Source organism: Streptomyces sp. NPDC007856 (assembly GCF_042868225.1).
Lineage (GTDB): Bacteria > Actinomycetota > Actinomycetes > Streptomycetales > Streptomycetaceae > Streptomyces.
This window is the reverse complement of sequence record NZ_JBIAEC010000019.1, coordinates 41,434-64,676: the sequence shown is the minus strand read 5'-3', so window position 1 is coordinate 64,676 and position 23,243 is coordinate 41,434. Positions and strand designations below refer to the sequence as shown.

At 69.2% G+C, this 23,243-nt stretch carries 20 protein-coding genes, 2 tRNA genes and 1 pseudogene; 16 read left to right on the top strand and 7 right to left on the bottom strand.

The annotated features are described in order from the left end of the window. The first annotated feature begins 201 nt into the window (after window positions 1-201). Window positions 202-783: a biotin transporter BioY gene (locus ACFYOH_RS35670; protein ID WP_388634577.1), complete on the top strand. Its 582-nt coding sequence runs from the start codon at window positions 202-204 to the stop codon at window positions 781-783. A gap of 3 nt (window positions 784-786) precedes the next feature. Here the strand turns inward: ACFYOH_RS35670 and ACFYOH_RS35665 are convergent, their stop codons facing one another. The 3 genes and pseudogenes from ACFYOH_RS35665 to ACFYOH_RS35655 all read right to left on the bottom strand — a co-directional run bounded on the left by ACFYOH_RS35665 (window position 787) and on the right by ACFYOH_RS35655 (window position 2,939). Continuing rightward, a complete protein-coding gene (locus ACFYOH_RS35665; protein ID WP_388634758.1) occupies window positions 787-882 on the bottom strand; it encodes a BBE domain-containing protein in 96 nt (31 codons plus the stop codon). Further along, a pseudogene (locus ACFYOH_RS35660) lies at window positions 880-1,443 on the bottom strand (FAD-binding oxidoreductase); the annotation flags it as partial. The gene ACFYOH_RS35665 and the pseudogene ACFYOH_RS35660, both read right to left, overlap by 3 nt. A 71-nt stretch (window positions 1,444-1,514) precedes the next feature. Beyond that, window positions 1,515-2,939 (bottom strand): amino acid permease, encoded by a 1,425-nt coding sequence (locus tag ACFYOH_RS35655; RefSeq protein WP_388634574.1) that lies wholly within the window; start codon window positions 2,937-2,939, stop codon window positions 1,515-1,517. A gap of 236 nt (window positions 2,940-3,175) precedes the next feature. Here ACFYOH_RS35655 and ACFYOH_RS35650 point away from each other — a divergent pair, with 236 nt between their 5' ends. Then, on the top strand, window positions 3,176-3,661 hold the full coding sequence (locus ACFYOH_RS35650) for a ribose-5-phosphate isomerase (RefSeq protein WP_388634571.1): 486 nt from the start codon (window positions 3,176-3,178) through the stop codon (window positions 3,659-3,661). A gap of 383 nt (window positions 3,662-4,044) precedes the next feature. Then, a complete protein-coding gene (locus ACFYOH_RS35645; protein ID WP_388634568.1) occupies window positions 4,045-4,854 on the top strand; it encodes an Fpg/Nei family DNA glycosylase in 810 nt (269 codons plus the stop codon). Window positions 4,855-4,861: 7 nt separating this feature from the next. Here the strand turns inward: ACFYOH_RS35645 and ACFYOH_RS35640 are convergent, their stop codons facing one another. Then, on the bottom strand, window positions 4,862-6,103 hold the full coding sequence (locus ACFYOH_RS35640; RefSeq protein ID WP_388634566.1) for a GNAT family N-acetyltransferase: 1,242 nt from the start codon (window positions 6,101-6,103) through the stop codon (window positions 4,862-4,864). Between the two features lie 175 nt (window positions 6,104-6,278). On the opposite strand from ACFYOH_RS35640, the gene ACFYOH_RS35635 reads away from it, so the two are divergent. Together ACFYOH_RS35635 and ACFYOH_RS35630 are read left to right on the top strand one after the other, a co-directional pair. Next, on the top strand, window positions 6,279-7,451 hold the full coding sequence (locus ACFYOH_RS35635) for a PP2C family protein-serine/threonine phosphatase (RefSeq protein ID WP_388634563.1): 1,173 nt from the start codon (window positions 6,279-6,281) through the stop codon (window positions 7,449-7,451). A gap of 14 nt (window positions 7,452-7,465) precedes the next feature. Beyond that, window positions 7,466-7,921, top strand: coding sequence for an HD domain-containing protein (locus tag ACFYOH_RS35630; RefSeq protein WP_388634560.1), 456 nt, complete (start codon window positions 7,466-7,468; stop codon window positions 7,919-7,921). Here ACFYOH_RS35630 and ACFYOH_RS35625 read toward each other — a convergent pair. Then, on the bottom strand, window positions 7,918-9,066 hold the full coding sequence (locus tag ACFYOH_RS35625) for an acyltransferase family protein (RefSeq protein WP_388634756.1): 1,149 nt from the start codon (window positions 9,064-9,066) through the stop codon (window positions 7,918-7,920). The genes ACFYOH_RS35630 and ACFYOH_RS35625 overlap by 4 nt on opposite strands. Window positions 9,067-9,573: 507 nt before the next feature. Here ACFYOH_RS35625 and ACFYOH_RS35620 point away from each other — a divergent pair. Further along, complete coding sequence (locus tag ACFYOH_RS35620; RefSeq protein ID WP_388634557.1) at window positions 9,574-9,768, top strand: hypothetical protein; 195 nt, start codon at window positions 9,574-9,576, stop codon at window positions 9,766-9,768. A gap of 330 nt (window positions 9,769-10,098) precedes the next feature. On the opposite strand, the gene ACFYOH_RS35615 is transcribed toward ACFYOH_RS35620, so the two are convergent. Then, window positions 10,099-10,172 (bottom strand) — tRNA-Gly (locus ACFYOH_RS35615). A gap of 159 nt (window positions 10,173-10,331) precedes the next feature. Here ACFYOH_RS35615 and ACFYOH_RS35610 point away from each other — a divergent pair. From ACFYOH_RS35610 to clpX, 5 genes are all read left to right on the top strand, one after another. Continuing rightward, a tRNA-Pro gene (locus tag ACFYOH_RS35610) sits at window positions 10,332-10,408 on the top strand. 190 nt (window positions 10,409-10,598) lie between these two features. Beyond that, window positions 10,599-11,972 (top strand): trigger factor, encoded by a 1,374-nt coding sequence (gene tig / locus ACFYOH_RS35605; protein ID WP_388634555.1) that lies wholly within the window; start codon window positions 10,599-10,601, stop codon window positions 11,970-11,972. Window positions 11,973-12,291: 319 nt separating this feature from the next. Beyond that, complete coding sequence (locus tag ACFYOH_RS35600) at window positions 12,292-12,897, top strand: ATP-dependent Clp protease proteolytic subunit (RefSeq protein WP_351615198.1); 606 nt, start codon at window positions 12,292-12,294, stop codon at window positions 12,895-12,897. 69 nt (window positions 12,898-12,966) lie between these two features. After that, window positions 12,967-13,632, top strand: a complete 666-nt coding sequence (locus ACFYOH_RS35595; RefSeq protein WP_388634552.1) for an ATP-dependent Clp protease proteolytic subunit — start codon at window positions 12,967-12,969, stop codon at window positions 13,630-13,632. A 170-nt stretch (window positions 13,633-13,802) separates the two neighbouring features. Then, entirely contained in the window at window positions 13,803-15,089 is a 1,287-nt protein-coding gene (clpX, locus tag ACFYOH_RS35590; protein ID WP_069780904.1) for an ATP-dependent Clp protease ATP-binding subunit ClpX, read from the top strand. A gap of 527 nt (window positions 15,090-15,616) precedes the next feature. Here the strand turns inward: clpX and ACFYOH_RS35585 are convergent. After that, window positions 15,617-16,612, bottom strand: coding sequence for a hypothetical protein (locus ACFYOH_RS35585; protein ID WP_388634548.1), 996 nt, complete (start codon window positions 16,610-16,612; stop codon window positions 15,617-15,619). Between the two features lie 137 nt (window positions 16,613-16,749). Between ACFYOH_RS35585 and ACFYOH_RS35580 the strand changes: the two genes are divergently transcribed. The 5 genes from ACFYOH_RS35580 to ACFYOH_RS35560 all read left to right on the top strand — a co-directional run bounded on the left by ACFYOH_RS35580 (window position 16,750) and on the right by ACFYOH_RS35560 (window position 23,156). Then, entirely contained in the window at window positions 16,750-19,374 is a 2,625-nt protein-coding gene (locus ACFYOH_RS35580; RefSeq protein WP_388634545.1) for a valine--tRNA ligase, read from the top strand. 53 nt (window positions 19,375-19,427) lie between these two features. After that, window positions 19,428-20,969, top strand: coding sequence for a bifunctional folylpolyglutamate synthase/dihydrofolate synthase (locus ACFYOH_RS35575; protein ID WP_388634542.1), 1,542 nt, complete (start codon window positions 19,428-19,430; stop codon window positions 20,967-20,969). Between the two features lie 9 nt (window positions 20,970-20,978). Beyond that, window positions 20,979-21,341: a DUF4233 domain-containing protein gene (locus ACFYOH_RS35570; RefSeq protein WP_388634540.1), complete on the top strand. Its 363-nt coding sequence runs from the start codon at window positions 20,979-20,981 to the stop codon at window positions 21,339-21,341. Between the two features lie 67 nt (window positions 21,342-21,408). Continuing rightward, entirely contained in the window at window positions 21,409-21,822 is a 414-nt protein-coding gene (gene ndk / locus ACFYOH_RS35565; RefSeq protein ID WP_388634538.1) for a nucleoside-diphosphate kinase, read from the top strand. A gap of 314 nt (window positions 21,823-22,136) precedes the next feature. Continuing rightward, entirely contained in the window at window positions 22,137-23,156 is a 1,020-nt protein-coding gene (locus ACFYOH_RS35560; RefSeq protein ID WP_020940056.1) for a rod shape-determining protein, read from the top strand. Window positions 23,157-23,243 lie beyond the last annotated feature (87 nt).

Sequence of the window (23,243 nt, the reverse complement as noted above, 5' to 3'; positions counted from 1 at the left end):
CGGTGCGGTGCACTGGAGTGAGCTGAGCGTCCCTACCTCCGTGACCGGCATCACGCCTGACCGCGTGTAAGCAGCACCCTTTGTTCGAAGGTCACGAAGACGCCGTTCGACCCTTTGTCGAGCGCCGACGGTGATCGGCGCGTGCCCGCTGGGATAGCGTCACGATGTCCCGACGTGCCCACACCACCCCGCGGAGTCCCCATGAGCACCGCCACCGCCATCGCTCGCCCCGGCGCAGTCCTCGCCGATCTGCTCCCCGCGTCCCGCGTCCGCGACGCGGCCCTCGTCGTCGGCGGCGCCGTGCTCACCGGCCTCGCGGCCCAGGTGGCGGTCCCGGTGCCCGGCTCCCCGGTGCCGGTGACCGGCCAGACCTTCGCCGCGCTGCTCGTCGGCACCGCGCTCGGCGCCCGCCGCGGCTTCCTCTCCCTCGCCCTCTACGCGCTCGCCGGTGTCGCGGGCGTGCCGTGGTTCGCGGGCGGCACCTCCGGCGCCGCCTCGGTCTCCTTCGGCTACATCCTCGGCATGCTGCTCGCCTCGGCCGCCGTCGGCGCCCTGGCCCGGCGCGGCGCGGACCGCTCGCCGCTGCGTACGGCGGGCACGATGCTCCTCGGCGAGGCGATCATCTACGCCATCGGCGTGCCCTACCTGGCCGTCGCGGCCCACCTCTCCCTCTCCCAGGCCGTGGCGCTCGGCCTCACCCCGTTCCTGATCGGCGACGCCCTCAAGGCCGCCCTGGCGATGGGCGCGTTGCCCACCGCCTGGAAGTTCGCGAACAAGCGCTAGGACTCACGCGCTGACGCCGTAGTTCCTGCGGAAGAGGTTCGCCGGGTCGTAGGTCCCCTTGACCCGGGCGAGCCTCTTTCGCGTTTCGGGGTCGTACAGCCCGGCGCTCCGGTCGGCGCCGAGCAGGGCCCAGTACAGCTCGGGGTCGGAGTCCGGGGTGACGTGCCGCAGCTCCCCGTCGGCGGTGACGACCTCCAGCCGGCGCACATGGTCGGTCGCGTAGCCGAACTCCCGGGCCAGGATGCCGAGTCCGCCGCCCAGGGTGTACGACGCCGCGCCCACGCCCGGCGCCGACCCGTTCAACGGCGCCAGCCCGTACGGCTCGGCCGCCGCGACCACCTGCCCCCAGCGCACCCCGGCCTGCACCGGCACGGTACGGGCCCCGGGGTCGACGGTGATCCCGTCCATCCACCGGGTGGTGACGAGCAGCCCGCCCTCGTACCCGCCCGGCAGCCCGTGCCCGGTCGCCTGCACCCCGACGGGCAGGCCCTCGGCGGCCGCGTACCGCACGGCGGCCACCACGTCGGCCGGCGAGCGGGCGGGCACGATCACGGCGGGCCGCTGGGCGAAACCGAGCTGGAAGCCGGAGAGTTCGCCGTCGTAGCCGGGGTCGCCGGGGCGGAGGAGGGTCAGGTCCAGGCGGTCGTCCACAGAGGTCATGGCACGCAGCATGGCCGCACAACCTGACAGGTGGCGTCAGGTTGTGCGGCCATGTCCAGCCGGGGGGCGGATCAGCCGACGGAGACCTTGTCGGCCGGGGCCTCGACCGCGGGGGCCGGGCGGCCCGCCGTGAGCTTCTGCTTCACCACGGCGATGATCACCACGACCGCCGCCACCGCCACCGACAGCAGCACGGTCGTACGGCCGCTGCTCTCGCCCTTGGTGTCGGTCAGCATGTAGCCGAGGACGAAGACGATGAAGGCGGCCGTCGCCCAGGTCAGGTACGGGTACAGCCACATCCTCACGACGAGCTTCTCCGGCGCCTCGCGCTGGATGATCCTCCGCATCCGCAGCTGCGAGAAGCAGATGACGAGCCACACGAACAGGGCCACCGCACCGGACGAGTTGACCAGGAAGAGGAAGACGGTGTCCGGGTAGGCGTAGTTGAAGAAGACCGCCACGAAACCGAAGACGACCGAGGCCAGGATCGCCGTCATCGGCACACCGCGGGAGGTGGTGCGGGCGAACGCCTTCGGGGCGTCACCGCGCTCGCCGAGCGAGAAGGCCATGCGGGAGGCCGTGTAGAGGCCGGAGTTGAGGCAGGACAGCACCGAGGTCAGGATGATGACCTTCATGATCTGACCGGCGTTGGGGATGCCGAGCGAGTTCAGCGCGGCGACGTAGGAGCCCTGCTTGGCGATGGACGCGTCGTTCCACGGCAGCAGCGAGACCACGACGAGGATCGAGCCCAGGTAGAAGACGCCGATACGCCAGATGATGCTGTTGGTGGACTTGGTGACCGCACGCTGCGGGTCCTCCGACTCACCGGCCGCGAGGGTCGCGATCTCGCTGCCCATGAAGGAGAAGACGACCAGCAGCACACCGGTGAGGATGGTGCCGGGCCCGTGCGGCAGGAAGCCGCCGTGGTTCGTCAGGTTGCCGAAGGACGCCTTGTCGGCGTGGACACCCGGCAGTACGCCGAAGATGGCCAGCAGGCCGATGACGATGAACGCGCCGATCGCCACGACCTTGATGCCGGCGAACCAGAACTCGAACTCGCCGTAGGAGCCGACGGAGACCAGGTTGGTCGCGGTCAGCACGGTCATCACGATGAGCGCCCAGCCCCACTGCGGTATGCCCGGCACCCAGCCCGAGAGGATCTTGGCGCCGGCGGTGGCCTCGACGGCCAGCACGACGACCCAGAAGAACCAGTAGAGCCAGCCGATGGAGAACCCGGCCCAGCTTCCGAGGGCACGGTCGGCGTGCGCGGAGAAGGAGCCGGAGGTGGGGTTCGCGGCGGACATCTCGCCGAGCATCCGCATCACGAGGACGACGAGGGTGCCGACGATCGCGTACGACAGGAGGATGCCCGGTCCCGCGGTGGCGATACCGGAGCTGGAGCCGACGAAGAGGCCGGCGCCGATGACGCCACCGATAGCGATCATCGTCAGGTGGCGGTTCTTGAGTCCTGCTTGAAGGCCCGAGCCAGGGGTCATGGACGGATTTCCTTTGCGCCAGGAGGAGCAGCTCGTATGAGCGGTGTACGAGTCGGTCCAGTGAATCCGAGGCGAACGGATTCGGGAACCTCTGAATCCGTATCGTTACTTGAGGTTCCCTTGAGGTTCTATGGCGCTGTTCACATTTTTCGAGGTCTGGCGGGGTGTTCCCCGGCGGTCGGCGGGTGCCGCCACCCGAGGCTGCTGCGCGGAATGGGGCGTGTCACACTCGTGGCATGCGCGTGTATCTCGGCTCCGACCATGCTGGCTACGAACTCAAGAACCACCTCGTCGAGTGGCTCAAGGCGGCGGGTCACGAGCCCATCGACTGCGGGCCGCACATCTACGACGCCCAGGACGACTACCCGCCCTTCTGTCTGCGCGCCGCCGAGCGTGCGGCCGCGGACCCCGACGCGCTCGGCATCGTGATCGGCGGCTCCGGGAACGGTGAGCAGATCGCCGCGAACAAGGTGAAGGGCGTGCGGGCGGCGCTGGCCTGGAGCGAGGAGACCGCGGCGCTGGGGCGGCAGCACAACAACGCCAACGTGGTGGCCGTGGGTGCGCGGATGCACAGCACGGAGGAGGCGACGAAGTTCGTCGAGGTCTTCCTCAACACGCCGTTCTCCGGTGACGAGCGTCACATCCGGCGGATCGACATGCTGTCGGCGTACGAGACGACGGGCGACCTGCCCCCGATCCCGGCCCACCACCCGCAGGCCTAACGGCCCCGGGGCCCCGCCCCGAGCCCCCGTCTTGCCCACCCACCCGACTCGGTCGGCTGGAAGGCCGCTCTTCAGGGCTGCCCCCCGGACTGCGGTCTTGCCGCCCGCTCGACTGATCCGGTTGAACCGGGAGGGCGTTCTTCAGGGCTGCGCCCCGGAGCGTGGTCTTGCACCCGCTCGACTGATTCGGTGGGCCTCGACTGATTCGGTGGGCTGGGAGGGCGCGCTCCCGGCCGACTCGGTGGGTGTGAGGGCGTTGTCTTGGGGCTCCGGTCCGGTCTGTTCGTTCACCTCTCGACCCAGCGAGACGGGTGGGAGGGTGGAAAAGCACTCAGCACCCGCCCCCCAACCCGTAGGCGAAAAGCAGGAAAGGACACCCCTCCGTGCCGGAAGGGCACACCATTCACCGGCTGGCCCAGGACTACGCCGAGCGGTTCCTCGGGACCGCCCCGCGCGTCACCAGCCCCCAGGGCAAGTTCTCCGACGCCGCCGCCCTTCTGGACCGCGCGGAACTCACGGCCACCGAAGCCCACGGCAAGCACCTCTTCCTCCGCTTCCGGGACACCGACTGGGTCCACATCCACCTCGGCCTCTTCGGCAAGGTCGGCTTCGGTGACGCCCCCGCGCCCCCGGCGACCGACACAGTCCGGCTCCGGCTCGCGACCGACACGGCGTACGTGGACCTCCGCGGCCCCACCACCTGCGCCCTGATCACCGACACCGAGAAGCGGGCCGTACACGACCGCCTCGGCCCCGACCCGCTCCGCGCGGACGCGGAGCCGGACGCGGCGTACCGCAGGATCTCCCGCAGCCGTACCACGATCGCCGCGCTGCTCATGGACCAGAAGGTCGTCGCCGGCGTCGGCAACGTCTACCGCGCAGAGGTTCTGTTCCGGCACGGCATCGACCCGTACCGCGCGGGCAAGGACATCGGCCGCGCCGAGTGGGACGCCCTGTGGACCGACCTCGTCGAGCTGATGCACGAGGGAGTCCGGAAGAACCGGATCGACACCGTCCGGGCCGAGCACACCCCGGAGGCCATGGGCCGGCCACCCCGCGTGGACGACCACGGCGGCGAGGTGTACGTCTACCGCCGCGCCACCCTGCCCTGCCACATCTGCGGCGCCGAGATCCGCACCGCCGGCCTCGCCGCCCGCAACCTCTTCTGGTGCCCCACCTGTCAGCAGAGGTGACCGGGCACTAGAAGCCGTGCGGCAGCCACGGGGCGACCGGTGAGCCGAAGGCCACCGATGCCTCCGTCAGCGCGCCTGGCCGCAGCTCGCGCACCCGCCCGGCCGCCGCGAGCGACAGCAGGGTCACGCCGCCGAGGTAGGAGGCACCCAACTCCCGTACCGAGAGGGAGAGTTCCGCGGTGTCGTACGTACGCGCGCAGGACGCGCCCTTGGCGTCGCCCGTCAGCCGCCACCGCCCGGCGTTCCACGGGCAGAAGGCGTCCTCCACCTCCAGCACGACGTCCACCGGCGCCTGATACGTGCGCGCCGCCAGTGCCGTACCCACGTCGACGAGACGGACGTACGCGTCGTCCCTCAGGCGCGGTCGGCAGCGGCGGGTGTCCGAGACCAGGTATCGCCAGGCGTCGTCGACCGGCCGAGACCTCACCGACAGGGTCGTCATCAGGTCGATGCCGCACAGGAACCGCCACAGCGCCGCCTCGGTGACCGGGTCGATCGCGGCGAGGTCCTTCAGCTGCACCGTGCCGTCGTGCCCGCTCTCGCCCCAGCCCGTCCTGGTGGTGAAGCGGGCGTATCCCGTCACCTCGCGGTCCCGTTCGGCGACCACGCACTGCAGCGCCGACGCCCCGTCCCGCTCGCTCTCGGGATCGAGGAGAACGGCCCGCTCCCAGCCGGGCTGCCGGGCCAGCATCCCGGGCCGCTGGGGAACCAGCGCCGCGTAGACCGCCTCGCAGGCGTCGAGGACGTCGGCGGGCGCGGCATAGCGCAGCCGTACGTCCGCCACGCCGGGCGGCAGGGAGAGCGTCACCCGGCTCGTGTCGATCTCGGCGGTCGTCCGGAAGGTGGCCGCGCCGTACCCGAAGCGGCCGTAGATCGCGGGCTCGGACGCGGTCAGCACCGCGAGCGGCTCGCCCAGCGCCCGTACGTCGTCCAGCTGCCGGCGCATCATCGAGGTCAGCACCCCGCGCCGCCGGTGAGTGGCCGCCACGCTCACCATGGTCACGCCGGCCGCCGGGACCGCGGACCCGCCCGGCACCGTCATCCGGAAGCTGAACGCCCCTGTCGTGCCGACGACCTCGTCCCCGTCCCAGGCGGCCAGGGAACGGTCGAACTCGGTGAGGGACCTGTTCAGTTCGCGCTCCTCGGGCGGTGCCGCCGAGGCGCCGAAGGCGCGGTAGAGGACGTCGTACCACCGGTCCCAGTCGGACTCGCGCAGCACCCGCAACTCGGCTCCCCGGTCGGTCCCCATGAGTCATGCGTACCAGGGCGCCGCGGGACGAGCCAGCGAATTTCTCCCGGACGGCGGCGCGATGGCCGCGCGTGCCGTTCACTGTGAGGACGAACCGCGAAGTCGAGCCCCGCACGGGGGACAAGTGGGACCTCCCGTGCCAAGCAGCCGGTCCGATGGATAGGGTCCCGAACTAATGGCAGCAGGACGAGAGCGGCGCGCGAAGGCCGAGAAGTTCACGGCCCGGTGGAAGATGCAGTGGCACCGGGCCCGCACCGGCCTGCGCAGAAGCGCCGTGGACTACTTCCGCGGCGACGGCTCCGACTGGATCGCGTTCGCCGGACTGCTGCTCACCATCCCCGTCCTGATGTCCGTGACCCTGGTCGACTCGGTGTGGTGCTCACCGGCCGCCCTGGTGCTGCCGATCGTCGCCGGCGGCCTGCTGCTGCGTCCGGCGAGCCTGCTCGGCCTGTACGCGGCGGGCGCCACCGCGCTGATCGTGGAGTCCGTACGGCTCGGCCCGTACACCGAGGGGCCGAGCCGGGTCACCCCGGGTGTGGTGCTGGTGGTGGCCGCGTGCGGTTTCTTCGGGCTGCTCACCGCCCAGTTCCGCAGCCGGGTCGGGGTGCCGTGGCGGCGCGGCGGCACCATGCTGTTCGACCTGCGCGAGCGGATCCGGGTGCAGAGCAAGCTGCCGAAGCTGCCGCACGGCTGGCACCACGAGATGGCGCTGCGCCCGGCCGGCGGCCAGTCCTTCTCCGGGGACTTCGTGGTGGCGGCCCGGACCAACGGCGGCCGCACGCTGGAGGTCGTGCTCACCGACGTGTCCGGCAAGGGCATGGACGCGGGATCGCGCGCCCTGCTGCTGTCGGGGGCCTTCGGGGGCCTCCTGGGCTCCCTCCCCCCGCACGCCTTCCTGCCGGCCGCGAACGGCTACCTCCTCCGCCAGGACTGGGACGAGGGCTTCGCCACCTCCATCCATCTCGTCCTGGACCTCGACTCCGGCGACTACGAGCTGTACTCCGCCGGCCATCCGCCGGGGCTGCAGCTGAGCGCGGGCAGCGGACGCTGGGAGGAGAAGGCCGCCGAGGGGCCGCTCCTCGGTGTGTACGACGGCGCCCAGTTCGACCCAGTGAAGGGCTCGCTGCGGCCCGGGGACGTGTTGATGCTGTTCACGGACGGCCTGGTGGAGACCTCCGACCGCGACATCGTCGAGGGCATCGACCGGCTCACCGGCGAGGCCGACCGCTATGTCACCGGCGGCTTCCACGGCGCGGCCTGGCACCTCATCGAGGCGGTCGCCAAGGACGTCAACGACGACCGGGCCCTGCTCCTGATCTGCCGCCAGGCGTCGGCGACGCTCCGCTGAGCGACACTGGGCCGATGACACAGCTCACGCTCGCCGAGGTCGAGGCCGTCGCCCGCAGCGCCCACGAGGGCCAGACCGACAAGGCGGGACGGCCGTACGCCGAACACCTCGCCGCCGTCGCCGCCGGTGTGCGCGCCCGGGGCGGGGACGCCGAACAGATCGCGGCGGCCTGGCTGCACGACTCCGTCGAGGACGACGCGCTCACCCCTCAGTGGCTCGAACAGGCGGCCCTGAGCGCACGTACCAAGGCCATCGTGGACGCCCTCACCAAGCGGCCGGGTGAGGGGCCGGAGGCGTATGCGGCGCGGATCCTCGCCACGGACGGCGCACGGCTGGTCAAGGAGGCCGATCTGGCGCACAACGCCGACCCGGAGCGGCTGGCGGTCCTGGACGAGCCGACCCGGAGACGACTGACCGAGAAGTACACCCGGATGCGCGCGCTGCTCGGTCTGCGGGGGTCGGGGTCCTAGGCGCCGGCCTTCTCGCGCTCACGTTCCTTGCGCTGCCGCTCGCGGGCGAGTTCCGCCGCGTCCTGCTTGAACGCCCACTCCATCTTCGGCTCCATCGCGAACCGGAAGACGCGCTGTACGGGCCTGGTGCACAGCAGCGTGACGGCGGCGCCGAAGGCGAGGGTCACCAGGATCTCGCCGAGCGGGCGGTGCAGCCAGGGGTGGTCGAACCAGCCGCGGTAGTCGGCGAACTTCACCAGGAAGCCGTGCAGCAGATAGCCGTACAGGGTGCCCGCGCCGAGCGCCGTGAACCACGTCTTCCGGCCCGGCACCCAGGCGAAGAAGCAGGCCGTCAGCAGCAGCGAGCAGCCCATCAGCGCGAGCGTCATCACCGGGCCGCACCACCAGGGCGCGCCGAGCTCCTGCGCGGAGTCCCGGTGGTAGAACCACGCGGTGTTCATGCGCGGCACCGCCCACCAGCCGACGGCCAGCGCGGCGGCGAACACCGGCACCGCGGCGATCCGCAGCCCACGGCGGCGCACCAGCTGGAAGTGCTCGGGCTTCATGCACAGACCGAGCACGAAGTACGGCAGGAACTGCAGGACCCGCTGCAGATCGAGGTCGTCACCGATGTTCGGGGTGACGGACGCCAGCATGGCGATGCCGAGGGCGACCGCGAACGGCGCGCGCACCAGCTTCCAGATCGGCGTCGTCAGCCGCCAGATGAACAGCGCGACCAGGAACCACGTCAGATACCAGGGATCGAGGAGGCTGATCTCCTCGTGCGAGCCCGTGACCAGGTTCCTGAACGTCGGGTACGCCGTCTCGAAGACGACGTACGGCACCACGACACCGGTGATCAGCCGCTTCAGCCGGTCCGGGCGCATGTCGAAACCGCGCGAGAAGAAGCCGGAGATGATGATGAACGCCGGCATGTGGAAGCAGTACACGACCGTGTACAGGGCCTCCAGGATCCGGCTGTCGCCCTTCAGCGGCTCCCACGAGTGACCCATCGCGACGAGCACGATCGCCAGGTACTTGGCGTTGTCGAAGAACGCGTCGCGCTGCTTGCCGCCGTGCTCCTTGCCGGGTATGTCCGCCTTCGTCTGCCGCGCCTGCGTACTCAGCGGGGTATGGGGACCGGGCACTCCGTCCGCCGGCGACATTGCCGGGGGGAGCGGCCTGCGGTTCTGGCCGGGGGAGGAGGCGGCGTCAGACATCTCAGGCACCCTAGCGTCGTCTGCGGGATTTCGTAAAACCCCCGCAGCGATTCCTGGTTAATACCTTCGGATACCCGCCGATTTTCCGAACTTGCCATCCCTGTCTACGTGATGGTGCCCACACGGGGGGCCGTTCGTTCACCCCCGATGTCCCGATTCATCCCTACTAAATAGGGCATACGACGCCTCTGAGTCATCAATTCGAATTACCTGCGCACAGGATGTGTGGAGGCAGAAATGAAGTCGCGTAATTCCCGGGGGAGTCATGTGCGTGCGGCCCGGTCGAATTACTCTGCGGCGGGTCGCCCGCGTCGGCTGGTGGTCCGTCGGGTGCCCGACGTTGCGTCACGGGCCGCATGGGTGGGCCCGGTTGGTGGCACGATGGTTCTGGCGGGGGTGCGCGGGCCGTACCTCCGGGCCGGGAGAGCGGACCGACCGAGGGTGTGATCAGTTGTGGCCATTTCACTGTCTGTGGTGCTGCTGTTGGCGATCATCCTTGTGGTGCTCCTGAGAGGGGGGAGCCTCAAGGTCGGACCCGCGATCGTCGCGGTCCTCTTCGGCTTCTTCCTGGCCTCGACCGGCATGGCCCCGTCCATCGACCGCTTCCTGAACTCGATAGCGGACTCCATCAGCTCGATCAAGTTCTGACCGGATCGGGGCCGGCGGACCCACTTCCCCCAGGGGGACGCACGGGGATGGCGCTGCGCGACACGGAGCGGCTGACGTGACATGGACCGGCTGAGGGGCACGGCCTTCCGTGGCCCTCTCTGCTCCAGCCGGACGGGCGGTCGTCCCTCGATCAGGCGCGTCCGGGGCCGGCGCGTCAGCAGGACCACGGCTGCCCCGACCCCGATCAGGCCTGCTCGGGCCATCGCCGCGGCTGTCGGCCGCGCGCCACAGCGCTGTGCGCGTCAATGATCTCCGGAAACGATCAGGGCCAGGCGGAGGAAAGAACCTCTGACCTGGCCCTGAGCCATGTGGAGCGGGCGACGGGAATCGAACCCGCGTAGCTAGTTTGGAAGACTAGGGCTCTACCATTGAGCTACGCCCGCAAAGCGAGCCGCAGGTCGGTGACCGCGGCACTGGAGGCATCGTAGCGGGTCGCCCGCCGTCGAGGCCAACGAGTTGATCCCCGGAGCCTCGCGCGCGCCGCCTCGGAGAATACGGCCGACGTAACCGGCCGGGGCATGTACCCTACGTGTCGCACCAGACGGGGTGTGGCGCAGCTTGGTAGCGCGTCCGCTTTGGGAGCGGAAGGCCGTGGGTTCAAATCCCGCCACCCCGACCACCTGCTCACGCACCTGCACACAACGTCGTGATGATCGCCTTTTGGGGCGCTGACCGGCTGCGGTTACTATGCAAGCTGCGCGCCCGTGTGTCCCGGCCCACTCGGCCTACGAACTCCTCCGGGCGGCGAATCCGCCGGACCTGTCTGGCTCCGGCAGAATCCAAGAAGTCAGCCACAAGGAGACCGAACCGTGAAGAGCGCCGTGGAGACCCTGAACCCGACCCGGGTTCGGCTCACTGTCGAGGTGCCCTTCGAGGAGCTCAAGGACAGCCTCGACGCGGCGTACAAGAAGATCAACCAGCAGGTCACGGTGAAGGGCTTCCGCAAGGGCAAGATCCCCGCCCGGGTCATCGACCAGCGGTTCGGTCGTGGCGCCGTGCTGGAGGAGGCCGTCAACGACGCGCTTCCGAAGTTCTACACCGAGGCGGTCAACGAGGCCGAGCTCAGCCCGCTCGGCCAGCCCGAGGTCGACATCACCGAGCTGAAGGACGGCGAGACGCTGAACTTCACCGCCGAGGTCGACGTCCGCCCGGCCCTGGAGATCCCGGACTACTCCGGCATCGAGGTCGAGGTCGACGCCGTCGAGGTCACCGACGAGGACGTGGAGAAGTCGGTCGAGCAGCTGCGCGAGCGCTTCGCCTCCACCTCCCCGGTCGAGCGCGCCGCCGAGGACGGCGACGTCGTCACCATCGACCTGGAGGCCAAGGTCGACGGCGAGGTGCTGGAGGACGGCATCGCCAACGGCGTCTCCTACACCATCGGCTCCGGTGAGCTGCTGGACGGCATCGACGACGCCGTGAAGGGCCTGGAGGCCGGTGGCGAGGCCACCTTCACCTCCGAGCTGAAGGGCGGCTCCGCCGCGGGCAAGGAGGCCGAGGTCACCGTCAAGGTCACCCAGGTCGCCGCCCGTGAACTGCCCGAGCTGGACGACGACTTCGCGCAGCTCGCCTCCGAGTTCGACACCCTCGACGAGCTCAGGGCCGACAGCCGCAAGCGCCTCGCGAACATGAAGCAGTTCGACCAGGCCACCCAGGCCCAGGAGCGCGTCCTGGAGAAGCTCCTCGAGCTGGTCGAGGTCCCCGTCCCCGAGAAGCTGCTCGAGGACGAGATCAACACCCGCAAGCACAACCTGGAGCACCACCAGCTCGGCCAGATGGGCCTGACCCTCGACAAGTACCTGGAGATCCAGGGCAAGACCGCCGAAGAGTTCGACACCGAGACCCGCGAGGCCGCGGTCAAGGGCATCAAGACCCAGTTCGTCCTGGACGAGCTGGTCAAGAAGGAGCAGCTCAACGTCAACCAGGAGGAGCTCACCGAGCACCTCATGCGGCGTGCGGCGTCCTCCGGCATGTCCCCCGACCAGTTCGCCCAGGCCGTCGTCGAGGGCGGCCAGGTGCCGCTCCTGGTCGGCGAGGTCGCCCGCGGCAAGGCCCTGGCCGTCGTGGTCGAGGCCGCCACGGTGAAGGACACCAACGGCGAGATCGTCGACCTGGACGACGAGGACGAGGAGGAGACCGAGGCCGCTGAGGCGTCGGAGACCTCCGAGGAGACCACCGAGGGCTGACCGGCCCTACGGCGCCTCTGAAGCGCGTACACAGGCCCCCGGGAGTGTCTCCCGGGGGCCTGTGTCGTATGCGGGGGAGCAGCCGCCTGAAGGGGCGCGGGGAACTGCGCGGACAACCCCCACGCACCCGCGGCCCGACGATCCCCCGCGCCACCCCCCCACGAACCGCACCGCCCCCAGCGGAGCGCTACGCCCCCGGCGAACACCCGCATTCCCGGGATTCCCCGAAGGGACCATCGCGTTAGGGTCCATGAAAGGCAGAACAATGAGACGGCCCGGCGCCGTCGTAAGACGAGCAGGTGGATACGTGACGAATCTGATGCCCTCAGCCGCCGGCGAGCCTTCCATCGGTGGTGGCCTCGGCGACCAGGTCTACAACCGGCTGCTCGGCGAGCGGATCATCTTCCTCGGCCAGCAGGTTGACGACGACATCGCCAACAAGATCACCGCACAGCTGCTGCTCCTTGCCGCCGATCCGGACAAGGACATCTACCTGTACATCAACAGCCCCGGCGGCTCGGTGACGGCCGGCATGGCGATCTACGACACCATGCAGTACATCCCGAACGACGTGGTCACGATCGGCATGGGCATGGCGGCCTCGATGGGCCAGTTCCTGCTCACCGGCGGCACGGCCGGCAAGCGCTTCGCCCTGCCGCACACCGACATCATGATGCACCAGGGCTCCGCGGGCCTGGGCGGTACGGTCTCGGACATCAAGATCCAGGCCCAGTACCTGCTGCGCACGAAGAAGACCATGTCCGAGCTGACCGCGCTGCACTCCGGCCAGTCCGTCGAGACGATCATCCGCGACGGCGACCGCGACCGCTGGTTCACCCCGGAAGAGGCCAAGGAGTACGGTCTCATTGACGAGATCATCACGCACGCCTCGGGTGTTCCGGGAGGCGGCGGCACCGGTGCCTGACCGGCCCGGCCACGCCAAGCACCGCCACGACCCCAGCCCCCAGAACGCCACCAGGACGGTGAACACCCCATGAGCAACTTCCCCGGCGCCGCCAGCGGCATGTACGAAGGGCCCCGCCCCGACAGCCGCTACGTCATCCCGCGCTTCGTCGAGCGCACCTCCCAGGGCATCCGCGAGTACGACCCGTACGCGAAGCTCTTCGAGGAGCGCGTGATCTTCCTGGGCGTCCAGATCGACGACGCCTCCGCCAACGACGTCATGGCGCAGCTGCTGTGCCTGGAGTCGATGGACCCGGACCGGGACATCTCGATCTACATCAACAGCCCCGGGGGCGACATGACCGCCCTCACGGCGATCTACGACACGATGCAGTTCGTGAAGCCCGACATCCAGACGGTCTGCATGGGCCAGGCGGCCTCCGCCGCGGCCATCCTGCTCGCCGCCGGTACGCCCGGCAAGCGCATGGCCCTGCCGAACTCGCGTGTGCTGATCCACCAGCCGGCGGGCTCCACCGGCCGCGGTCAGCTCTCCGACCTGGAGATCATCGCCAACGAGTTCACCCGGATGCGCGAGCAGCTGGAGGACATGCTGGCCAAGCACTCGAACCAGCCGATCGAGAAGATCCGCGAGGACATCGAGCGCGACAAGATCCTCACGGCCGAGGAGGCGCTGGAGTACGGCCTCGTCGACCAGATCATCTCCACCCGCAAGCTGAACAACGCCACCGTCCGCTGACGCGGCGCGGCATACTCTTTGCCCCTCTTGGCACGGTGCACGTCAAAGTGAACCCTGCCAAGGGGGGCCCGAACACGGGGCCCGGCAAGGTACCGTCGACATAAGGCAGCACCAGGAGCCGCTGGACTCGAAAGTGTCCGGGCGTCTCCCAGGCGAAGGGGAAGCACACCGTGGCACGCATCGGTGACGGCGGCGATCTGCTCAAGTGCTCGTTCTGCGGCAAGAGCCAGAAGCAGGTCAAGAAGCTCATCGCAGGGCCCGGTGTGTACATCTGCGACGAGTGCATCGATCTCTGCAACGAGATCATCGAGGAGGAGCTCGCGGAGACCAGCGAGGTGCGGTGGGAGGAGCTGCCCAAGCCCCGCGAGATCTACGAGTTCCTGGAGGGGTACGTCGTCGGCCAGGAGGCCGCGAAGAAGGCCCTCTCCGTCGCGGTGTACAACCACTACAAGCGGGTCCAGGCGGGCGAGAACGGCGGCGCGAGCGGCCGGGACGACGCCATCGAGCTGGCGAAGTCCAACATCCTGCTGCTGGGCCCCACGGGCTCCGGCAAGACCCTCCTCGCGCAGACCCTGGCGCGCATGCTGAACGTGCCGTTCGCGATCGCCGACGCCACCGCGCTCACGGAGGCCGGCTACGTCGGCGAGGACGTGGAGAACATCCTCCTGAAGCTGATCCAGGCGGCGGACTACGACGTCAAGAAGGCCGAGACCGGGATCATCTACATCGACGAGATCGACAAGGTGGCGAGGAAGAGCGAGAACCCCTCGATCACCCGGGACGTCTCGGGCGAAGGCGTCCAGCAGGCGTTGCTCAAGATCCTGGAGGGCACCACGGCCTCGGTTCCGCCCCAGGGCGGCCGCAAGCACCCGCACCAGGAGTTCATCCAGATCGACACGACGAACGTCCTGTTCATCGTGGGCGGTGCCTTCGCCGGCCTGGAGAAGATCATCGAGGCCCGCGCGGGTGCCAAGGGCATCGGCTTCGGCGCCACGATCCTCTCCAAGCGCGAGCTGGAGGCGAAGGACGTCTTCGAGGACGTCATGCCGGAGGACCTGGTCAAGTTCGGCATGATCCCCGAGTTCATCGGCCGCCTCCCGGTCATCACGAGCGTCCACAACCTCGACCGCGAGGCGCTCCTCAAGATCCTGGTAGAACCCCGCAACGCCCTGGTCAAGCAGTACCAGCGCCTCTTCGAACTCGACGGCGTGGAGCTGGACTTCGAGCGCGAGGCCCTGGAGGCCATCGCCGACCAGGCCATCCTCCGCCAGACCGGCGCCCGGGGCCTGCGCGCCATCATGGAGGAAGTCCTCCAGGGCGTGATGTACGAGGTCCCGTCCCGCAAGGACGTGGCCCGCGTGGTCATCACGGCGGATGTGGTCCTCTCCAACGTCAACCCGACCCTGATCCCGCGGGATGCGCGGGGGCGGGGCTCGGGGGAGCAGAAGTCGGCGTAGCCGTTTGGCGAACACTTATGGTGCCTGGTGCTGTGCCGGGCACCATCCGTTTGACCTACTGACCGGATTTGGTCAGGTTCGCGACAACTCCTGTGACGGGGTCAGCGCTTGTGATCTCATCAACTTGACCTTGCCGAGCATGCGTTTAATCGCTCGGCTTCGATGAAACGGTGGGATCAAGTGAATAAGGCGAAGCGGGCTTTGGTAGCAGCAGCCCCGGTGGCGGCCGCGGGGATTGCGCCGCTGATAACTGCTACTCCGGCAAGCGCGGACCAGATCAGCTGCACGACATTCTTGGCGCACCGTGGCTACACGGTTGGCCTGAAGGTGCGAGAGGCTTGCAGCCATGGGCACCTCATAGGTGGCCCCAATCCCTTGTGCGTGGACCCGTTGCTCGCTCTACATGTCAAGTTCGATCACGCATGGATCGCCTGCGGCATGGTCTGAGGAAGAACCTCAGCCAGTGAGACAGTGATCGGGGGCGTCTCGCTGGAGTGCGGGACGCCCCCGAAGGTATCGCCGATCGGTCAGGCCTTGACCCGTACCTCGTTGCGCAGCTTGACCGCCAGGTCCGCCGTGTCGTTGATCGTGCCGCCGTCGCCGGAGGCCAGCATGGCCACACTGAACCGCGTGACCCGGGCGATCGTGCTGTGGTCGGCCCAGATGCAGACCGGCACCTTGACCGTCTTCGCTGCGCTGGACGACGTCGACGAGCTGGTGTTGTCGAGCTGGATCACCTGGCACTTCATGATGCCGTTGGAAAGGCCCGCCGCATTCACCTTCTCGGGGCTGCCGAGCAGCTTGCCCTTCATGTCCGAGCCGCTCTGGTCCTTCTCGGACTCCGCCTTGGCCTTGGCGAACACGGCGTCCAGGACCGCTTCCGGATCGTCGATCGTGCCGTAGACACCGCTGAAGTTGAGACCCGTCGCGGTGAACGCCTTACCGGTCTGGTAGGTGGCGCCGACGCCCTGAGGGTTCTTGACGCCGGCCTTCTTGAAGTCCGCCAGGTCGGACGAGGAGACCCCGTCGTCGCCCGAACTCTGCGCCTTCTTGTACGTCCCGTTGATCACCGTGGCGGGCGTGATCAGCTTGTGCGGACCGTCGTCCGCGACGCTCCCGCTGCCGCCGCCACCGTTGACCACGAGGTACACGCCCACCGCCACGGCCGCCACCACGGCCACCGCGCCGATGATCAGGCCCGTCTTCTTCTTGCCGCCGGCCGGGGCCGGGGGCTGGGGGGCGCCGTAGGGCTGCTGGCCGTAGGGGTTCGGCTGCTGGCCGTACGGGTTCGGCTGCGGCGGCACGCCGCCCTGCTGCGGGTAGCCGTAACCCGGCTGCGGCGGAGCCGGAGGTGCCTGCTGGGGGTAGCCGTAGCCGGGCTGCGGGGCCTGCGGCTGCTGGCCGTAGGGGCCGGGCTGACCGTAGGGCCCCGGCTGGCCGTACGGACCAGGCTGCCCCGGCTGGCCGTACGGACCCGGCTGCTGGGGCGGCCCGCCGTACGGGCCCGGCTGGTTGTTGCTCATCTCTGGGTTCCCCTCCAGATGCTTATGTGTTCCTGACATCCTGGACCAGGCCCAGGAATCACACGGCAGCGGGGGGCGCACCGTTACACAACAAACGCGTTTCGGGACCGGCCCGTGACACCTCTAAACTGACCCCCGTGACCGAGAACGCTCAGCAGCAGCCACCCGCGCCCGACTCCGAACTGCCGACCCAGTACGCGCCGGCCGATGTAGAGGGCCCGCTGTACGAGCGCTGGGTAGAGCGCGGTTACTTCGAGGCGGACGCCAAGAGTGACAAGCCGCCGTACACCATCGTCATCCCGCCGCCGAACGTCACGGGCAGCCTCCACCTGGGCCACGCCTTCGAGCACACCCTCATCGACGCGCTGACCCGGCGTAAGCGCATGCAGGGCTACGAGACGCTGTGGCAGCCCGGCATGGACCACGCCGGTATCGCCACGCAGAACGTCGTCGAGCGCGAGCTCGGCAAGGAGGGCAAGTCCCGGCACGACCTCGGCCGTGAGGCGTTCGTCGAGCGCGTCTGGCAGTGGAAGGCCGAGTCCGGCGGCCAGATCAGCGGGCAGATGCGCCGCCTCGGCGACGGCGTCGCCTGGTCGCGTGAGCGGTTCACCATGGACGAGGGCCTGTCCCAGGCCGTCCAGACCATCTTCAAGCGCCTCTACGACGACGAGCTGATCTACCGCGCCGAGCGCATCATCAACTGGTGCCCGCGCTGTCTGACGGCCATCTCGGACATCGAGGTCGAGTACCAGGACGACGACGGCGAGCTGGTCTCCATGAAGTACGGCGAGGGGGACGACACCATCGTCGTCGCCACCACCCGTGCCGAGACGATGCTCGGTGACACCGCCGTCGCCGTCCACCCCGACGACGAGCGCTACCAGCACCTCGTCGGCAAGCTCATCAGGCTCCCGCTGACCGACCGTTCCATCCCGGTCGTCGCCGACACCCACGTCGACCCCGAGTTCGGCACCGGCGCCGTCAAGGTCACCCCGGCCCACGACCCGAACGACTTCGAGATCGGCCAGCGACACGACCTGCCGTCCATCACGATCATGGACGAGCACGCCGTCATCACGGCCCACGGCCCCTTCCAGGGCCTGGACCGGCTGGAGGCCCGCTCGGCGATCGTCGCCGCGCTGCGCGCCGAGGGCCGGATCGTCGCCGAGAAGCGGCCGTACGTCCACTCCGTCGGCCACTGCTCGCGCTGCAAGACCACCATCGAGCCGCGCCTGTCGATGCAGTGGTGGGTCAAGGTCGGCCCGCTGGCGAAGGCCGCCGGCGACGCCGTCCGCGACGGCCGCGTCAAGATCCACCCGCAGGAGATGGAGAAGCGGTACTTCGACTGGGTCGACAACCTCCACGACTGGTGCATCTCGCGCCAGTTGTGGTGGGGCCACCGGATTCCCGTCTGGTACGGCCCGCAGGGTGAAGTCGTCTGCGTCGGCCCGGACGAGGAGCCGCCTACCGGCGAGGGCTGGCACCAGGACACCGACGTCCTCGACACCTGGTTCTCCTCCGGCCTGTGGCCCTTCTCCACCCTCGGCTGGCCCGAACAGACCGAGTCGCTCGCGAAGTTCTACCCGAACTCCGTCCTGGTCACCGGCTACGACATCCTCTTCTTCTGGGTCGCCCGGATGATGATGTTCGGTCTGTACGCGATGGACGGCACCCCGCCGTTCCACACCATCGCCCTGCACGGCATGGTCCGTGACCAGTTCGGCAAGAAGATGTCGAAGTCCTTCGGCAACGCGGTCAACCCGCTGGACTGGATGGACAAGTACGGCAGCGACGCGCTCCGCTTCACCCTGGCCCGCGGCGCCAACCCCGGCGTCGACGTCCCGATCGGCGAGGACTGGGTCCAGGGCTCCCGCAACTTCGCCAACAAGATCTGGAACGCCACCCGTTTCGCCCTGATGAACGGCGCGACGGTGGAGGGCCCGCTGCCGGACCCGGCGAAGATGTCGGCGACCGACCGCTGGATCCTGTCCCGCCTGAACTCGGTCGTGGCCGAAGTCGACGCCCACTACGACGACTTCCAGTTCGCCAAGCTGTCGGACACCCTCTTCCACTTCGCGTGGGACGAGGTCTTCGACTGGTACGTCGAGCTGTCCAAGACGGTCTTCCAGGCGGGCGGCGAGCCGGCCGAGGTCTCCAAGCGGGTCCTGGGCGAGGTCCTGGACGTCACGCTCAAGCTGCTGCACCCGGTCGTCCCCTTCGTCACGGAGACCCTCTGGACGACCCTCACCGGCGGCGAGTCGGTCGTCATCGCGGACTGGCCGAAGGACAGTGGCTTCCGTGACGCATCCGCCGAGCGGGAGATCGAGACCCTCCAGTCGGTCATCACCGAGGTCCGCCGCTTCCGCGCCGACCAGGGCCTGCAGCCGGGCCAGCGCGTCCCGGCCCGCCTGACGCTCGACGGTACGGCCCTCGCCCCGCACGAGGCCGCCATCCGCCAGCTGCTGCGCCTGCAGCCGGAGGGCGACTCCTTCACGGCGACGGCGACCCTCCCGGTCTCCGGCGCCGAGGTCGCGCTCGACCTCTCCGGCACGATCGACGTGGCCGCCGAGCGCAAGCGCCTCGCGAAGGACCTCGCGGCGGCCGAGAAGGAGAAGGCCCAGGCGAACGCCAAACTCGGCAACGAGGCCTTCCTGGCCAAGGCCCCGGAGAACGTGGTGGACAAGATCCGCACGCGCCTCGCCAAGGCCGAGGAGGACATCGCCCGCATCACGGCCCAGCTGGAGAAGCTGCCGCAGGCGTAGCACGGCGACGAAGGCCCCCGGAACTGCACGGTTCCGGGGGCCTTCGCCCACCTATGTCAGTGCCGCTCCGTAGACTGGGCACCGTGAGCGACCCGAACGGCACCGACCAGCCCGATCCCCTCGACAGCTTCGACGAGATCATCGAGGCCGAAACCACCCGCGACCCCGACCTCGCCGTGATCGAGGCGGGCAGCCGCACCCTGCGCACCCAGGGCGGGCAGCCGTACACAGACGTGCCCGCGCGGCCCGAGGACCCGGAGGTCGACAAGGCCCTGCGCGAGGTCGAGGCCGAGCTGGCCACCCGCTGGGGCGAGACCAAGCTGGAGCCCTCGGTCAGCCGCATCTCCGCGCTGATGGACGTCCTCGGCGAGCCCCAGCGGTCGTACCCCTCGATCCACATCACGGGCACCAACGGCAAGACCTCCACCGCCCGCATGATCGAGGCCCTGCTCGGCGCCTTCGAGCTGCGCACCGGCCGCTACACCAGCCCCCATGTGCAGTCGATCACCGAGCGCATCAGCCTGGACGGCGCCCCGATCTCCGCCGAGCGCTTCATCGAGACGTACCACGACATCAAGCCGTACGTGGAGATGGTGGACGCGCAGCAGGAGTACCGGCTGTCGTTCTTCGAGGTCCTCACCGGCATGGCGTACGCCGCCTTCGCGGACGCCCCGGTGGACGTCGCCGTCGTCGAGGTCGGCATGGGCGGCTCCTGGGACGCCACCAACGTCATCGACGGTGACGTCGCCGTGATCACCCCGATCGACCTGGACCACACCGACCGCCTCGGCGAGACGCCCGCGGAGATCGCCGGTGAGAAGGGCGGGATCATCAAGCAGGACGCGACCGTGATCCTGGCCCAGCAGCCGGTGGACGCGGCGCAGGTGCTGCTGAAGAAGGCCGTCGAGGTGGACGCCACCGTGGCCCGGGAGGGCCTGGAGTTCGGGGTCGTCGCCCGGCAGGTGGCCGTCGGCGGGCAGCTGATGACGCTGCGCGGCCTCGGCGGTGAGTACGGCGAGGTGTACCTGCCGCTGCACGGCGCCCACCAGGCGCACAACGCGGCCGTCGCCCTGGCCGCCGTGGAGGCGTTCTTCGGCGTCGGCGCGCAGCGCGCCGAGCCGCTGGACATCGACACCGTCCGCAAGGCCTTCGCGGCGGTGTCCTCGCCGGGCCGCCTGGAGGTCGTACGGCGCTCCCCGACCGTCGTGCTGGACGCCGCGCACAACCCGGCGGGCGCCCGGGTGACCGCGGAGGCGGTGCAGGAGGCGTTCGACTTCAGCCGGCTGATCGGCGTGGTGGGTGCGAGCGGCGACAAGAACGTGCGGGGTCTGCTGGAGGCCTTCGAGCCGATCTTCGCCGAGGTCGTCGTCACGCAGAACTCCAGCCATCGGGCGATGGACGCGGACGAGCTGGCCGCGATCGCCGTCGAGGTGTTCGGCGAGGAGCGGGTGCAGGTCGAGCCGCGGCTGCCGGACGCCCTGGAGGCCGCGATCACGCTGTCCGAGGAGGAGGGCGAGTTCGCCGGCGGCGGCGTCCTGGTCACCGGCTCCGTGATCACTGTCGGCGAGGCCCGGCTGCTGCTGGGGAAAGGCTGAGGACCGTAGATGCGTACGCTCTGTGCGTCGACCCTGATCGGCGAGTTCTTCATCATCGGGTTCGCCGGGCTCGTCGCCATGAAGGACCCCGGTCTGTCCGTCTCCACGGTGTGGCTGGTCAGCGGCGTCGCCATGCTGCTGTGTGTGCTGCTGTGCGGCATGGTGACCCGGCCCGGCGGGGTGGCTCTCGGCTGGGCCCTGCAGCTCGCGCTGATCGCCTCCGGCGTCTTCGTCCCGACCATGTACTTCATGGGTGCGGTGTTCGCGGCGCTGTGGTGGGCGTCGGTGCACTTCGGCAGAAAGGTCGACGAGGCGAAGGCCAGGTTCGCCGCCCAGGCGGAGTCCGGTCCCTCTGCACCTGACGCTGTGTGACGGGCGGCCCGACACGCCCTGTAACCTCGTCCCACCACCGCAGACGACCGTCAGAAGGAGTCCTCCCGTGAGCCAGCGCACCCTCGTCCTCCTCAAGCCCGACGCCGTTCGTCGCGGCCTGACCGGCGAGATCATCAGCCGCATCGAGCGCAAGGCCGGCTGGCAGATCACCGCGCTGGAGCTGCGCACCCTGGACCGTGGCACGCTGGAGCAGCACTACGCCGAGCACGTCGGCAAGCCGTTCTACGAGCCGCTGGTCGAGTTCATGTCCTCCGGCCCGGTCGTGGTGCTGATCGTCGAGGGCGAGCGGGTCATCGAGGGCGTGCGCGCGCTCGCCGGCCCGACCGACCCGATCGCCGCCGCGCCCGGTTCCATCCGCGGTGACTTCGGTGTGATCGTCCGCGAGAACCTGATCCACGCCTCCGACTCCGAGGAGTCCGCCGAGCGCGAGGTGAAGATCTTCTTCCCGGGCCGGGCGTGAGTCGCGGCCGTTTGAGTTTTCGGTAATTTTTCTGAGTGGGCGTCAGCTCTGTCCGGTGGCGCCTGACCAGGGGCGGCCGTACATTTCCGGCCGTCCCTTGGCATATGCCTTGCCGTTCGGGGGAACGCGTGCCACCGATGGAGCGTCTCCACAAGCGGGGCGGGCCGCCACATGGTGACAATGGCGGAGACCCTCGCGCAGTGTTCGCGAAGGCGCGTTTACGATGGAAGCCTTCGCGTCACCGCACCCGCCTCGCCGACCTGATATGCCCTCAAAAGCTCGGGAAGGCCAGATGAATCCGGATGGGGAACTCAATGTCGTTCATCGGCCGTGACATGGCTGTCGACCTCGGGACCGCCAACACGCTGGTGTACGTCAGGGGTCGCGGAATCGTACTCAACGAGCCGTCCGTCGTCGCGATCAACACCAACACGGGTGGGATCCTCGCGGTCGGTGCCGAAGCGAAGAAGATGATCGGCCGGACGCCGGGCAACATCGTGGCCGTCCGCCCACTGAAGGACGGCGTGATCGCCGACTTCGAGATCACCGAGCGAATGCTCCGCTACTTCATCCTGAAGATCCACAAGCGGCGGTATCTCGCCCGCCCGCGGGTCGTCGTCTGTGTGCCCTCGGGCATCACGGGCGTCGAGCGCCGCGCCGTGATCGAGGCGTCCTCCCAGGCGGGTGCGCGCCAGGTGCACATCATCGAGGAGCCCATGGCCGCGGCCATCGGCTCCGGCCTGCCGGTCCACGAGGCCACGGGCAACATGGTGGTGGACATCGGCGGCGGTACCACGGAGGTCGCGGTCATCTCGCTCGGCGGCATCGTCACCGCCCAGTCCATCCGGGTCGCGGGCGACGAGCTGGACAACGCGATCATCCAGTACATCAAGAAGGAGTACAGCCTTCTGCTGGGTGAGCGCACGGCCGAGCAGATCAAGATCACGATCGGTTCGGCGTACGACCTCGACTCCGACGAGCACACCGAAGTCCGCGGCCGGGACCTGGTGTCCGGGCTGCCCAAGACCGTGGTCATCTCGGCCGCCGAGGTCCGCAAGGCGATCGAGGAGCCGGTCAACGCGATCGTGGACGCGGTCAAGACGACCCTCGACAAGTGCCCGCCGGAGCTGTCCGGCGACATCATGGACCGAGGAATCGTTCTGACCGGCGGCGGAGCCCTGCTGCGCGGGCTCGACGAGCGGCTGCGCCGGGAGACCGGCATGCCGATCCACATCGCCGAGGACCCGCTGGACAGCGTGGCGCTCGGTTCCGGCAAGTGCGTCGAGGAGTTCGAGGCGCTGCAGCAGGTCCTGGACGCCCAGCCGCGCAGATGACGTAACTCTTCGATTCCGCCGTACGAGACGTTCTCCTCTCGTGCGGCGGATCGTTGATATAGAGGCATAAGCTCCCACAAAATGGGC

Bases quoted from the DNA above. Each gene is read 5' to 3' on its own strand.
- ACFYOH_RS35635 (WP_388634563.1), top strand. From the start codon at position 6,279: ATGGCAGCAGGACGAGAGCGGCGCGCGAAGGCCGAGAAGTTCACGGCC.
- ACFYOH_RS35560 (WP_020940056.1), top strand. From the start codon at position 22,137: ATGTCGTTCATCGGCCGTGACATGGCTGTCGACCTCGGGACCGCCAAC.
- ACFYOH_RS35625 (WP_388634756.1), bottom strand. From the start codon at position 9,066: ATGTCGCCGGCGGACGGAGTGCCCGGTCCCCATACCCCGCTGAGTACG.
- ACFYOH_RS35630 (WP_388634560.1), top strand. From the start codon at position 7,466: ATGACACAGCTCACGCTCGCCGAGGTCGAGGCCGTCGCCCGCAGCGCC.
- ACFYOH_RS35640 (WP_388634566.1), bottom strand. From the start codon at position 6,103: ATGGGGACCGACCGGGGAGCCGAGTTGCGGGTGCTGCGCGAGTCCGAC.
- ACFYOH_RS35650 (WP_388634571.1), top strand. From the start codon at position 3,176: ATGCGCGTGTATCTCGGCTCCGACCATGCTGGCTACGAACTCAAGAAC.
- ACFYOH_RS35570 (WP_388634540.1), top strand. From the start codon at position 20,979: ATGCGTACGCTCTGTGCGTCGACCCTGATCGGCGAGTTCTTCATCATC.
- ACFYOH_RS35585 (WP_388634548.1), bottom strand. From the start codon at position 16,612: ATGAGCAACAACCAGCCGGGCCCGTACGGCGGGCCGCCCCAGCAGCCG.
- ACFYOH_RS35655 (WP_388634574.1), bottom strand. From the start codon at position 2,939: ATGACCCCTGGCTCGGGCCTTCAAGCAGGACTCAAGAACCGCCACCTG.
- ACFYOH_RS35575 (WP_388634542.1), top strand. From the start codon at position 19,428: ATGTCAGTGCCGCTCCGTAGACTGGGCACCGTGAGCGACCCGAACGGC.
- ACFYOH_RS35595 (WP_388634552.1), top strand. From the start codon at position 12,967: ATGAGCAACTTCCCCGGCGCCGCCAGCGGCATGTACGAAGGGCCCCGC.
- ACFYOH_RS35600 (WP_351615198.1), top strand. From the start codon at position 12,292: ATGCCCTCAGCCGCCGGCGAGCCTTCCATCGGTGGTGGCCTCGGCGAC.
- ACFYOH_RS35670 (WP_388634577.1), top strand. From the start codon at position 202: ATGAGCACCGCCACCGCCATCGCTCGCCCCGGCGCAGTCCTCGCCGAT.